The sequence below is a fragment of the Sporomusa rhizae genome (genome assembly GCF_041428845.1).
GTDB lineage: Bacteria > Bacillota > Negativicutes > Sporomusales > Sporomusaceae > Sporomusa > Sporomusa rhizae.
In genome coordinates this window covers 4,949,635-4,962,889 of record NZ_CP156925.1, presented here as the reverse complement: position 1 = coordinate 4,962,889, position 13,255 = coordinate 4,949,635, and the positions used below count along the sequence as shown (strand labels likewise).

General features: G+C 42.3%; 10 protein-coding genes. 8 read left to right on the top strand and 2 right to left on the bottom strand.

Annotated elements, in window-relative coordinates; genetic code table 11:
• Nucleotides 1-560: 560 nt before the first annotated feature.
• Complete coding sequence (locus SRRS_RS23220) at nt 561-1,004, bottom strand: hypothetical protein (protein WP_371363785.1); 444 nt, start codon at nt 1,002-1,004, stop codon at nt 561-563.
• A 259-nt stretch (nt 1,005-1,263) separates the two neighbouring features.
• On the opposite strand from SRRS_RS23220, the gene SRRS_RS23215 reads away from it, so the two are divergent.
• From SRRS_RS23215 to SRRS_RS23190, 6 genes are all read left to right on the top strand, one after another.
• The gene (locus tag SRRS_RS23215; RefSeq protein WP_371363784.1) at nt 1,264-1,926 is read left to right on the top strand and encodes a GntR family transcriptional regulator; all 663 of its coding nucleotides are present in this window, start codon (nt 1,264-1,266) and stop codon (nt 1,924-1,926) included.
• Nucleotides 1,927-2,069: 143 nt separating this feature from the next.
• A complete protein-coding gene (locus tag SRRS_RS23210; protein WP_371363783.1) occupies nt 2,070-2,957 on the top strand; it encodes a DUF6282 family protein in 888 nt (295 codons plus the stop codon).
• A gap of 43 nt (nt 2,958-3,000) precedes the next feature.
• Nucleotides 3,001-3,354, top strand: coding sequence for a cupin domain-containing protein (locus tag SRRS_RS23205; protein ID WP_371363782.1), 354 nt, complete (start codon nt 3,001-3,003; stop codon nt 3,352-3,354).
• A complete protein-coding gene (locus tag SRRS_RS23200) occupies nt 3,354-4,136 on the top strand; it encodes an HpcH/HpaI aldolase/citrate lyase family protein (protein ID WP_371363781.1) in 783 nt (260 codons plus the stop codon). Before SRRS_RS23205 ends, SRRS_RS23200 begins: the two co-directional genes overlap by 1 nt.
• Nucleotides 4,137-5,408 carry an MFS transporter gene (locus tag SRRS_RS23195; protein WP_371363780.1) on the top strand — a complete coding sequence of 424 codons (1,272 nt, stop codon included), beginning with the start codon at nt 4,137-4,139 and terminating at the stop codon, nt 5,406-5,408.
• A gap of 171 nt (nt 5,409-5,579) precedes the next feature.
• Nucleotides 5,580-6,152: a flavodoxin family protein gene (locus SRRS_RS23190; RefSeq protein WP_371363779.1), complete on the top strand. Its 573-nt coding sequence runs from the start codon at nt 5,580-5,582 to the stop codon at nt 6,150-6,152.
• A 121-nt stretch (nt 6,153-6,273) separates the two neighbouring features.
• On the opposite strand, the gene SRRS_RS23185 is transcribed toward SRRS_RS23190, so the two are convergent.
• Nucleotides 6,274-8,250 (bottom strand): methyl-accepting chemotaxis protein, encoded by a 1,977-nt coding sequence (locus SRRS_RS23185; RefSeq protein WP_371363778.1) that lies wholly within the window; start codon nt 8,248-8,250, stop codon nt 6,274-6,276.
• A gap of 1,278 nt (nt 8,251-9,528) precedes the next feature.
• On the opposite strand from SRRS_RS23185, the gene pepT reads away from it, so the two are divergent.
• Together pepT and SRRS_RS23175 are read left to right on the top strand one after the other, a co-directional pair.
• Nucleotides 9,529-10,773, top strand: a complete 1,245-nt coding sequence (pepT, locus tag SRRS_RS23180; RefSeq protein WP_371363777.1) for a peptidase T — start codon at nt 9,529-9,531, stop codon at nt 10,771-10,773.
• Between the two features lie 314 nt (nt 10,774-11,087).
• On the top strand, nt 11,088-13,046 hold the full coding sequence (locus SRRS_RS23175; protein ID WP_371363776.1) for an OPT family oligopeptide transporter: 1,959 nt from the start codon (nt 11,088-11,090) through the stop codon (nt 13,044-13,046).
• Nucleotides 13,047-13,255: the final 209 nt, after the last annotated feature.

Genomic DNA, 13,255 nt, shown 5'->3' with positions numbered 1-13,255 from the left:
GATCGAATATTCTCATTGCTTTTTAAGGTTGAAAAGTTTAACATTGTGGAGATCTCAAACAGGGATTTAATTGAGGCTACCGGGGTTAAAAAAGAGCGCCCCTAAGGGCGCACACAAATTAACAGCACCAGTCATGCTTGCATTTGTGATGGCATTTCGGACATTCACATTCATGGTCATGATCAAAACAGTGGTCACACTTAGGACATTTATGCCAGTCTTTGTCACAATCACAGTGACATGTAGGGCATTTATGCGGAAATTCATGACAGCACTTCGGACACTTCTTGAAGTGTTGTTTACAGCAATCACCGTCAATATAGATAGCCAATCGTTAATCCTCCTTTTCTAATTATATTACATAATATGTTTACTATACAAAGAAGGTTCCTTTAAGTTCATGGTAAATTGTGTAATAGTCCCTATTCCTTAAAAAGGATCTATATACGTATAGGTGAATGGAAAGAGGTCGCTCCCCCAAGCATAACAAAGCTTTTGGGACGACCTCTTTTACAAAATTTGATTAGTATTTTTGTGGTTTGTATTTTTTGTGACTTTAGTTAGTTGGTTTTTGCGTCTTGGAATAGGAACCTCTTGAACATCAATCCTACTGTTATTCCATAACCAGAGGCACCCACTAGGTGGATATAATAATCAGTTATTGGTCTTAATTCAATGTAACGGCCCTCGATAATTGCCGTAAATATTATTTCCGAAAAGAACCAGAAAGTAAGACTTGCGGCAAAACTCTTTATAACTAAATAATCCGTTCCTAATATACCAAGCGCGTAATAAAAAACAACGCCAAGGAAACCGCCTATTATAAAATTAACAATCATGCCTACGATTTCAGTAGGCCTATTGATGGTAATGATAAAACTAATTAATTGATAAATGCTATACTTACCAATACCTGACAATACAAAACCTCGTGTTATAATCTCACCAATGATTGTAGATACTGCTCCAATACTACACGCTATTAGTGGTTTATCATATGTCAAATGAAATCCTCCCCTGGATTAGAGACTATCATCGTATTTAGTATATCTAAATCTGGTGTAGCCATACGGATGGTTGAACAATACTGGCTTTTCCCGGCGTTATTTCATTAGTTATATACTTTACTGGATGCAGGCCTCATTTTTGCAATTTTATAAATTCCAGGTATTGAAAATTTGATATAATATCAGATATAATATAATTAATAAAAAATAGTGTAGTAATAGCAATAACTAAAAATATTGAAACTCGTTAATTGGAGTGAGTATTCTGCAAAAGAATTATGTAACAAAGAATGATTATGTATATAAACAGCTAAAGTCCGATATCCTCGAGGGTAGGTTAAGGCCGGGAGAGCGTATTGTTGTTGCGGATCTTGCCAGTCGTTTTGAACTCAGTCCTATGCCGGTAAGGGAAGCTTTGGTACGGCTCCAGCAAGAGGACTTAATTGAGATTATTCCTCATACCGGAGCGAGAGTTGCCTTCACGAACATGAAGAAGTTCATGGAAATTGTAACCATTCGGATTGAACTGGAAACCTTTGCAGCCAAACTGGCCACCAAACATATTACTCAGGAACAAATAGAAGAGCTAACTAAACTGGTGAATAAGATGGAACAGGTCGATGATAGGGACCCTGTTGCCTATGAAAACTTAAATAGAACTTTTCATGAGTTAGTTTACTCTTCGTGCCAAAACCAGCAACTCTATGAACTTATTATGTCCTTGTGGGAAAAAAGTCAAGTTTCACGGACCATTTTTCTGCGCTTATCTGATCGCGTGGCTACATCCATAGAAGAGCACAAAATGTGGTTAACGGCCATTATGGAGCGTAATGAGGAAAAAGTAGCCGCCATTGTTCGGCAACACAAAGAAAAGGCATTCAAGCGGTTGTCGGAAGTTTTGGCGAACGAAAGTATTTAATAACCGGGTAAGCGCGTTTAGCGCTATATTATATTTGATATAATATCAAATATAATATAGCGCTAAATAAAGGCGCAAAGCAAAGGGGGATGATAGAAGAAAGGGAGGCAAGCAACTACCATTAGTTTTTGAGGAGGATCAAAATGAAGGATGTGTCTTATTTATTAAAAGGAGCAGTAGACCTTCACGTACATGCTGGTCCTTCGGTTATGCCGAGGGAACTTGATGGCGCCGAGATGCTGCTTAAAGCAGAACAATCCGGGTACCAGGCTTTTGTAATCAAGGATCATTACTTTCCCACGATGATGAGTGCAAGCATTATCGAAAAACACATTGGCAAAGGACAGGTCAAAGTATTCGGAGGCATTGCTCTCAATGATGCAGTAGGCGGCTTAAATGTAAGGGCCGTTGATGTAGCGTGCGCCATGGGGGCCAAGTTTGTTTGGATGCCGACAATTTCGACGAATAACCACATTGTTAGTCATTCTCATGGCTTGAAATTCCCTAGTTCACAAGGCATGCAGCTAGAAGAAAAGCCGCTGGTTTATGTTAATGAACATGGTGATTTGGACAGCCGGGTCATTGCCATCTTAGAATACATAGCAAAAACCGATATGATCCTGGGTACCGGCCATGGTTGCCTGGCAGAAGTCGACGCGCTAGTGCAAGCTGCCCGCAAAATTGGCGTAAAAAAAGTATTGGTGAATCATCCACTCTACATGATTGGGGCCAGCCTAACTGATATCAAACGATGGGCTGCTTTAGGCGCGTATATTGAATTAAATGCAACCGTTTTTGTTCCTGAATCTAAATTTGGGGTAGTTTCGATTGACAAAGCGGTTGAAGTCATTCAGGAAGTCAGCCTGGAGCAAATTGTGATTGACTCTGATTACGGACAGAAGAACAACGGTTGCCCGGTAGAAGGCACGCAAAGATTTATCGAATTACTTGTTAACCAGCATGGTGTCAAGGAAGAGGCTATCGTAAAGATGGTCAGAGATAATCCCGCGCAATTGCTGGGACTAGCCTAGAATCAGAGAAATTTATTATTAATAAAAATGGGGGAGAAGATGGATGTCTAAATGTGTAAAGCTTGATTCTTTGAATTGGGAGCAGGTTCGTTCCGGCGTTTGCCGTAAGGTAGTTCACGGAGAAGGTGGCACTATCTCATTGAATAAGTTAGCGGCAGGACATGAGCCGAAACCTCACCAACACGCCCACGAGCAAATTGCCATCATATTGAAAGGAAGAACAAAGTTTACCGTTGGGAATACGGTATATGAATTACAAGAGAATGATATTGTAGTGATACCGCCCAACGTAGTTCATTTTGCCGAAGTCATTGGTGATGAAGATTGCTACAACCTCGATGTCTTTGTCCCGCGCCGTGGTGACTATGTAGAAACAGCGTTGGGAAGTGAAAAATAGTGACATCTGTTAAGAAAAAGTTAGCTGATAATCAACCGGTTATAGGCACTTTTGGCAAGTTCTCCTGCCCGACTGCGGTAGAAATTCTCGGCTATCTCGGTTTCGACTTTGTTATACTGGATATGGAACATTCCTCACTGGATTATTCTCAGATCGAACATTTAATTCAGGCAGCCGATGCAGCCGGGATATCCACGGTAGTACGTGTGCCGGGTATTGAGGAAAGCCCGATTCTCCGTGTTTTGGATACCGGCAGTCAGGGTATCCAGGCGCCTGGTGTGGATTCGCCGGAAGCTGCGCGGAAAGTTGTAGAAGCAGCCTGCTACCAGCCTCTGGGTTCACGGGGCTTGTCTTATTCGACCAGGGCGGCAAGATACACGCTGAAAGATAAAGGCCAGCATCTTCTCGCTTGCGAACAAGAGCAACTCGTTGTAGTCCAGATCGAGAGTAAAGAAGGCATGGACAATATTGAAGAGATAGCCCAAGTGGCAGGGATAGATGTTTTATTCCTGGGACCGGCAGATCTGAGCAACTCGCTGGGGATTCCCGGACAAACCAATCATCCGCTTGTGCAAGCTGCCTTAAAACGTCTTTGCGATGTTGCGAAGCGTTATGGAAAAACCGCAGGCACCTTTGTCGCCAACCGGGAGCAAGCGGCTAGGGCTCTGGCTGCCGGGGTACGATATCTCGCTTATGACAACGATGTGTCGTTCTTTGTACAGGGGTCCAGGACTGTCCTGGCGGAAGTTAAATCCCTATTGAAAGAGCAGGAGGCTATATAATTGAATAGTACAGCTGCGGTCAATACCATTCAGGGACCATGGTATAAACAGATCAACAGACTACAGTGGAATGCCCTCTTAGCAGCGTTTTTAGGCTGGGCACTTGATGCTTTTGATTTTTTACTATACAACTTTACCATTGTTACTTTGATTAAAGAGTGGGGACTTACCACAACAGAGACTGGTTTAGTCGCTTCGTCCACCGTAATTGCGTCGGCCCTGGGGGGCGTATTATTCGGATGGATTGCCGACCGTATCGGACGTATGAAAGCGCTGACGATGACGATTCTGCTATATTCCTTGGCTACCGGTGCCTGCGGCTTATCGCAGAATATATGGCAATTAATGGCGGCCCGGCTTTTGGTTGGTTTAGGAATGGGTGGAGAATGGTCGGCTGGGGCCGCTCTGATTTCAGAAACATGGCCCAAAGAGCATCGTGGTAAAGCCATGTCGATTATGCAATCCGGCTACGCCGTAGGCGGTTTGGTGGCTGCTTTTATTGCAGGGCCTATTATCCAAACTTACGGCTGGAGAATCTTGTTCGTAATCGGAATCCTGCCAGCTGTCATGGTGTACTGGATTCGGCGGCATGTGGAAGAGCCCGCTATTTGGAAAAATCAAAACCTGGAACAAGCTACCGGCAATACCGGATCCTCGGTATCGATACTCGAAATTTTCCGAGGCAACTTGCTGAAGGTTACTGTGATAGGATCACTTTTTTGTATTGTAGGTTTAGGTGCAAGTTATCCAATCAGTATTTGGCTGCCGGCTTACTTAGGTACCCCTGTGGCGAAGGGTGGCGCCGGTTTACCTATCATTCAAAGCTCGCTGTACGTAATGCCTTATTATATTGGAAGTATTTTAGGTTATTGGGTTTTTGGCTTCCTGTCCGATACGATAGGCAGAAAACGTTCTTTCGCTCTGTATTTCGTAGTAGCCGCGGTCGCTATTCCAGCCTGTTTGCTGGCGGGTACTGAGAACTTAGTTTTATTTTTTGGGCTTCTTACGCTCGTAGGTTTTGTTGCGGTAGGATTTTATGGCGGCTTTGGAGCTGTTCTGGCCGAACTATATCCAACACACGTCCGGGGGACGGGACAAGGATTTTGTTACAATCTGGCTAGAGGAATAGCCGCTTTTGCGATTACAGGAGCAGGAGCTTTAGCAAATTCCATGGGCATTGGAAAAGCGCTTATGTATTCTGGTGGTATCTTTATCCTCGCTCTTATCGCGACCATGATGCTGCCGGAGACTAAAGGTAAGGAATTAGATTAAAAAAAATACCCAGGAAAACACTTGATGAGTGCGCTCCCAGGTGAAAAAAATGCTTAACGTTTATTTTACTATAAAAAAAACACTTATGCAACTAAACGAGTGACTCAAGTCAAAAAGGCATAAAGTGTTATCTACGACAAAAAGATCAGTGGGGAAAGAGGGGGATGAAAGATGAAAATACTAGGCATAAATGGGAGTGCGCGCGTAGGTGGAAACACCGAAATCGTGTTATCGAATATCTTGATGGCGGCCGAAAAATTGGGTGCAGCCACGGAATATATTGCTATAGACAAACTCAAAATCCAAGGCTGTAAAGGGTGCCTTTGGTGCCAGAACAAGGAGACCGGGCGTTGTGTGCAAAGAGATGATATGGTAGAGGTGTATGATAAAGTCGCCTCCGCTGATATCGTTGTTTTTGCATCGCCTGTTTATTTCTCAACTATGACCGGACAGCTAAAAACCTTTATTGACAGGCTGTACCCGTTTTATGGGAGAGGTGGGAAGCCAAGCCGCCTGCCGAAGCAAATTCAGGCTGCCCTTATTTTTACGCAAGGCCAACCGGATGACCTTCTCTATTCTCAGTCGTTTGCTATTGCGGCCAACTCCCTCAGACAGATTGGTTTTAAAGTAAAGGAAGATGTCTTAGTTACCCCGGGAATCCCCAACTTGGGTGATGTCTTAAAGAGTGAACCCCTCCTGAATAAGGCCAGACTATTTGGAGAAAGCTTGCTTCAGAAGCTATAGTGGTATAAAAGCAAAAACCACTTGAAGTGCTGCCAATCAAAGTTATCTAAGGAAAACAAGAAATCCCGCCATGAGCGGGATTTCTTGTTTGGTATTACGTTTTAAAATCCGGTTAAATTCATCATATCTTAAACTTAGCTACTTCTGATTGCAGATCATAAGCAAGGTTAGCTAACGCCTGACTTGAGCTGGCTATTTCCTCCATTGAGGCAAGCTGCTCTTCAGTTGCAGCTGAGACGCTTTGGGATTCATCCCCCGACTTCTTGCTTAATTGATCAATTTTCTTAACCGAATTTACAATTTGTTCACTGCCGGACGCGATTTGCTGAATAGAAGCAGATATTTCTTTCACCTGCCCCGATACCTGATTTACTAAATCGGCTATTTCCCAGAACGCTGATCCAGCGGCATTTACTGCGTCCGCTCCGGTCTTAACCTCTCTGGTGCCGTTATTCATTGCCGCAACGGCTTTTTCCGTATCTCCTTGAATTTCCCCAATCAAATCCGAAATCTTCTTCGCGGCATCCTGAGACTGTTCAGCCAATTTACGGACTTCATCGGCCACTACCGCAAAGCCACGGCCTTGTTCGCCTGCGCGCGCAGCTTCAATGGCGGCGTTAAGTGCCAAAAGGTTGGTTTGACCGGCGATTCCAGAAATAGTATCTATGATCTCTCCTATTTCCTTGGACCTTTCTCCTAGTTTCGTTACCGTTTTAGCTGACGTATTAACCGTCTCTTCAATTTGCGCCATCTGGCTTACCGCTTTCTCGAGCGTTTGCCCTCCGTTTTGGGCTTTGTCGGCCGCTTGCGCCGATTGCGTGGCAACATGATGCGCGTTCTTGGCTACCTGTTGAATGCCGTTTGACATTTTTTCCACCACAACAGCAGCATCATTTGCCGCTCCCATTTGCTCAGACGCACCGGCTGCCACCTCGGTAATCGATTCGGCTACTTGATTTGACGCTTGTGCCGACTGGTGGGCGCTTGCAGTTAATTCCTCCGAGGAGGCGGCAAGACTTTCAGAGTTCTTCTGGATGATTCGAATCAGAGACGTCATATTTGTCGTCATTTTTTTAAAACTTGTTGCTAATTGGCCCAACTCATCCTGGGAATTAATAGCTATATTCCCAATTCTTAAATCACCATCGGCAACCTGTTCGGATATTTTTCGGATAATATCAATCGGATTTACAATCCGGAGGGTAATTTGATAAGTTACGAATATACTAATCGCCAAAACGGCAACTGTTAAGATAAAAAATATCAACATTAACGACGTTAGCTTGCCGGTCAGTTCACCTTTTTCAATGTTAGCGGCTATAAACCAATCGGTACCAGGTATCGGCTGATAAGCCGCAATTTGTTCAACGCCATTATATGTATATTTCGCAATTCCGGTTTCCCCTTGCGTCATCTTTTTGCCTAAACTTTTCAAGTCCTCCGTTATGTTACTGTCATTCAATAAATTGAGTTTCATTACTAAATCGGCATTATTGTGGACAATAACAAAGCCGTCTTTTTGCACCATAAAGTTATGGCCGGTCTCGCCGACTTTAGTTGAATTGACTTGCTCCTGAATTACGCTAAAAGGGATATTGGCCCCAATTAATCCGACTACTTTGCCATCTTTTTTGATGGGTGAAGAAACGATAATTGACAGTTTACCGGTGGACTTATTTACTAGTACTTCGGAAAAAACGGTTTTTTCACTTTTCATTACATCCTGAAAATATTGTCGTTCTTTAACCGAACCTTCCCATCCCCGTGATGAAAACCCATTGCCATTTACATCGGCCACAAATATTCCATCATAAAGAGTAAGCCGTTTATCTTCCTGTATAATATAAGTGAGAATTGCTTCTTTATTACCCGAACGCAAATCCCTGGTACTTGCCAGCGTTTCCATATCACTCTGACGCGCAGTTAACCATAAACTATTTTCTTTACTAATAGAACTAGTTTGCAACTTAAGCGTATCCTCTACCTGCCGAGTTAATAAATCGCTCGTTTTCCAATAGCTAAAACAAGCAATACTGGCTAATGCTAGAATCATCATAACTGCAATAGCAAACATTAACTTTGTTTTGATACTTTTCATAAATATGCCTCCTATTTAACTTCTATTGGTTTAATAAAACTTGCTGCAATTCCGGCTCATTGCTTTTTTGTACCTATGGGCAATCGCTGTTTTCCTGAATTTACTTAATTTTTTTTACTTTAAGAATATTATAAGTCCGAATATTTGTAAATTAATGTCGAAATATAAAAATTGGAGTCGGATTTTTCTTTAGCTATTTACGTATAATACAGTTATGAGGGCGTTAAGACAAATAGCAAATACATCAATAGAACCGCCTCCTTGCGTCTCATTATTATCTTCTCATTGGAAAAAATCATCTAGTGATTTATCGTAATAATTTAGACAACTATTAAGTTTTTGCCAAAAGCCCTATTTACGCAGCTAGTGCTTATATTCTACTTGAATCAGATTAGGTGGGAGACGTTTCAACCGCCTGCCGGGTTTGTCCTGACGGGCGGCTGTGAGAAAAACGTTTGCTATAGGTATAAATTCCAAAAGATATTGGGAACACTTAAAATGAGGTGAATGGTATACATGTCCATAAAAACTACGCGTACATTTTGGTTTTGCTTTTCTATGCTTTTAGCAAGTGCAGCATTAACAGGTGCCTTCGGCCTATTACTCCTTTTATCATCAAATCCATACGTTAGTAAAACCGGCGCCATTATTGGGGTAATAGGAGGTATAATTACCTGCTGTCTAACCTGGAGCGTTGGTATAAGAAAGGATTTGTCACAAAATGAGTCCAAACTCTCCCAACCCAAACTCTGTCGATAAAAAAGAACTGCTACGACAGTTTGTTGAAAAATTACCAATTGACAAGTTAGATAAAAATCAAGTTTTTCTAATTGTCATAGCCGGGGGATTAATTGCTGTTAATATTTTTTGCGGTAATTATTGGCGTAGTGATAATCCATACAAGTTTTGTGTAATTGATATTATTACTTTATGGGTCCTAATACTCTCATTTATCATATTGGTCAGTAATATCATGAGAAAGAAAGATTAATAGTTACATTCCGCTCTGTCCTTAGGATAGGGCGGTTTTTCCATTTTAGTAACTTTCTAAAGATATTCTAAAATTAGGCAAATATAATTAAATATGGACAGACGGTCAAGCTACAGGAAGTAGTAACTTCCTGTTTATATAGACATTCCTATAGGAACTCAAGAGGACGGTTATTGTTTTGACAATGACCGTCCTCTTTAAATTTCACAGCGCTGATTTTTTGGTATGATTTTTGCATTAAAAATATAGTATAGGATTGTAGAAGATAGTAAAGGAAGGATGATCATATGAGAGAGGCTGTTCTAAATCGATTTTTGCGCTATGTGCAAGTAGACACACGCTCTGAATTCGAGAGTGAAACTTATCCCAGCACGCTTAAACAACTAAACTTGGCAAAGATGCTGCGCGATGAATTAATTGAAATAGGTGTAGCACAAGTAGAAATGGATCAAAATGGCTATATCATCGCGAAAATACCCGGTAACGTTGAGGCTAAAGCACCGGCTGTTGGTTTTTTGGCGCACTATGATACTTCACCGGATATGTCCGGCGAAAATGTTCGTCCCAAAATTGTAGAGAATTATGAGGGTACGGATGTTGGGCTTGACGAAGGCGGCAATTATATTTTGTCACCGGCGGAATTCCCGGAACTTTTAAATTATAAAGGGCAGACCTTGATAACTACCGATGGCAATACGTTATTAGGTGCTGACGACAAAGCCGGTATCGCCGAGATAATGACGGCAGTCGAATACTTACTGCAACATCCGGAAATTAAGCATGGACCGATATGCATTGGCTTCACACCTGACGAGGAAGTCGCCCAGGGTACCCAATATTTCGATATTGCCAAATTTGGCGCCGAAATCGGTTACACTATTGATGGAGAAGGTTTTGGCACAATTAGTTATGAAAACTTTAATGCTGCCAGTGCGACTATTACCATTAATGGCTGCAATATTCATCCTGGCTCAGCCAAACACAAAATGATAAATGCTTCGCTGCTCGGAATCGAATTAAATGAAATGCTGCCGTTATTTGATCGGCCAATGTTCACCGAAGGATATGAAGGTTTTTATCACCTTACGGATTTCCGGGGAATTGTAGAAGAGGCAGAACTTAATTATCTCATTCGCGAACATGACCGGAAAATCTTTGAACAACGTAAAGTTATCCTGCAACAGGCTGTAGGTTTCATGAAATTAAAATATCCGAAGGCTAAAATTAATTGTGAAATTAAGGATAGCTACTACAATATGCGGGAAAAAATTGACCCTGTTATCCACATTATTGCCGCAGCAGAACGGGCAATGCGGGATATTGGCATTGAGCCTGAGGTTATCCCCATTCGTGGTGGTACAGATGGAGCAAGATTATCGTTTAAAGGACTGCCATGTCCAAACTTATTCACCGGCGGTCATAATGCGCACGGACGTTATGAATATATTCCGCTTGAATCAATGGAAAAAGCCGTAAAAACAATTATCCGGTTAATAGAAATATTTGCAGAGCCAGATTCATCCCTAAAATAGATAACAGTGCCTTGTATGCCAATAGTATGTATGTAGATGCTGAAGCAAAGCCGATGGCCCGTGTTGTTTTCCAGAAAACAACACGGGCCATTCTCATTTCTGTAAATTTTTCGGCTTCCTTGCTAAAAGGTGAATATTTAGGTTTAAAAATAGGTTGTTACATAAACCTATTTAACCTATTTTTCTTATAGTTATCATAGTTGCTATGATTGTTCTTTAGTTATTGCTTGAGTTATTAAGTAGGATTTCAATGGCACACTTTTTGCACTTACATGCTATTGCAAATATCTTAAACTAAAGTTAGGAGGAGTATTATGTCTGAAGATCAAAACAATTTTGATTCTCACGAACCACCAATGTCCCCCCATAAAGATTATCAGGAAATTAATACGTATGTCGTATGCTGGGGACTATTTTATGCTGCTATTTTTGCTTTGGCAGTAGGCTATCTTTGCCTGAAAATAGGTCAAACAGTGGATGCGTTTGCTCCGGTTTCAATAATGGCGATGGGGATGGCTGTCATGTTGAAGCGCAAGAACGCTTTCCCTGAGAACGTGCATATTCAGGCCATCGCCAGTGCCGGTACCAACGGAATTGGCGGCGCCATGTTTATTCTGCCGGCGCTTTACATTCTCGGAAATAACAGTCTCAGTTATTTTCAATTAGCTGTGCCAGTAATCCTGGGTGGTCTTCTTGGTGTTCTGATTGCCGCCGTATTCCGCCGTTATTTCTGCGAAGAGATGCATCATGCCTATCCCTTTCCTGCCGGGCGAGCGGCTGCCGAGGTCCTGAATTCAGGTGAGGGCAGCAAGGCAAAACTCATGATATTTAGTGGAACAATCGCTCTAATTTACGACTTTATTCTCAATAGCCTTGGCTGGTGGCAGGAGGTTATTGCCAGTCAGACCTTTAGCTGGGGTCAGCAGCTTGCCGCCAAAACCAAACTGGCTTTCAGCTTGGACAGCGAAACAGCGCTCTTAGGCATTGGGTACTTTACCGGGCTGCGCTATGCGGCTATTATTACTGCCGGTTCTTTTTTCTCCTGGTTTATTTGCATCCCGGTCATATATTACCTGGCTGGCGAACACCACATGATAGTAGGTGGCAAAGATATCCTGTTAGCGAATGCACCGGTCAACGCGGTTTTTCGTGAATATGTACGTCATATCGGCATTGGTATGTTGGCTATGGCCGGGGTTATCGGACTCTTATCCATGTCCAAAGCCGTATCTAACGTGGTAAAAACCGCGGTGAGAGGCTTATTTAAAAGAAACAGTGACAGCACCAATCAATTGCGTACCCAGCAAGATATTCCAATGCCTTATATTGTTATCGGCAGTTGTGTTATTATTGGACTATTTACCTTATTTTTCCATATAACTTTTGCCCAAAGCATTTTGCAGACCGTATTGGCATTAGTGATAGTTGTTGCTTTTGCTTTTCTGTTCTCTGTAGTTGGCATAAGTTCGATTGCGTTTACCGGTACTGAACCGGTCTCCGGCATGACAATTTTTATGCTTATCGTTTCTGCGGTAGTGCTTGGCAGTACCGGTATGCACGGCAGTGTAGGTACTGCGGCAATTTTAATGATGGCAGCCTTCCTTTGCACTTCTTTAGGTGTTTCAGGAAACTTTATGTCAGAACTGAAAGTGGCTCACCTCCTCGGGGCAACCCCGCGTAAGATGCAGCAATGGCAGTTGGTTTCCGTTACATTAACCGGTGTTTTATCGATAGGAGTCATGATTCTTATCAATCAAGCCTATGGGTTTGTTGGCCAGGGAGCTTTGCCGGCTCCGCAAGCCAATGCTATGGCTGTTGTTCTCCAACCATTAATGGAAGACGGTACTGCTCACTGGCCGCTGTATATGGCCGGCGCCTTTTTCGCCGTAATTCTCTGGATGGTTCAGGTTCCAGTTTTAGCTTTTGCCCTTGGTACCTATCTGCCGATGGAAATTAATACCCCGCTGTTGGTCGGCGGTCTCATTTCCCACTTTGTTTCTCACAGCAGTAAGGACGAACTGCTAAATTCCCTGCGGCTTAGCCAAGGTCAAACTATTGCAGCTGGTTTGGTCGCAGGTGGCGCTATTGGCAGCTTAATTAGTGCGATATTGCGTATTATGGGAGTTAATTATTTTATGGATAACTGGGTGGAAACACCTGAGGCAACTTATCTGGGAGCTTTTTGCTACCTGCTGCTTTGTGCTTTTCTCTACAAGAAAGCCATGGATGCCAAACCTACTACAACAAGTTTAGAAAAATCGGTAAGTGGTTGATTATAGAGTAAATTTGCTCGGCATTTACTGATTATAAAAAAATGGTCCAAAACAAGAAACCATGTAAGGTTTAAACCAAAACCTACATGGTTTCTTGTTTATTAACAAATGATTTATTCGTTAATAGGTAACTAATCTATTCATAACCCTAATTTGGGTTTATAATAAGTATGACCAAATTTATCCATAAACTAGGGATTTAAGGAATT

Coding starts and splice junctions, on each gene's coding strand:
- SRRS_RS23205 (WP_371363782.1), top strand. CDS start 3,001: ATGTCTAAATGTGTAAAGCTTGATTCTTTGAATTGGGAGCAGGTTCGT.
- SRRS_RS23210 (WP_371363783.1), top strand. CDS start 2,070: ATGAAGGATGTGTCTTATTTATTAAAAGGAGCAGTAGACCTTCACGTA.
- pepT (WP_371363777.1), top strand. CDS start 9,529: ATGAGAGAGGCTGTTCTAAATCGATTTTTGCGCTATGTGCAAGTAGAC.
- SRRS_RS23185 (WP_371363778.1), bottom strand. CDS start 8,250: ATGAAAAGTATCAAAACAAAGTTAATGTTTGCTATTGCAGTTATGATG.
- SRRS_RS23190 (WP_371363779.1), top strand. CDS start 5,580: ATGAAAATACTAGGCATAAATGGGAGTGCGCGCGTAGGTGGAAACACC.
- SRRS_RS23175 (WP_371363776.1), top strand. CDS start 11,088: ATGTCTGAAGATCAAAACAATTTTGATTCTCACGAACCACCAATGTCC.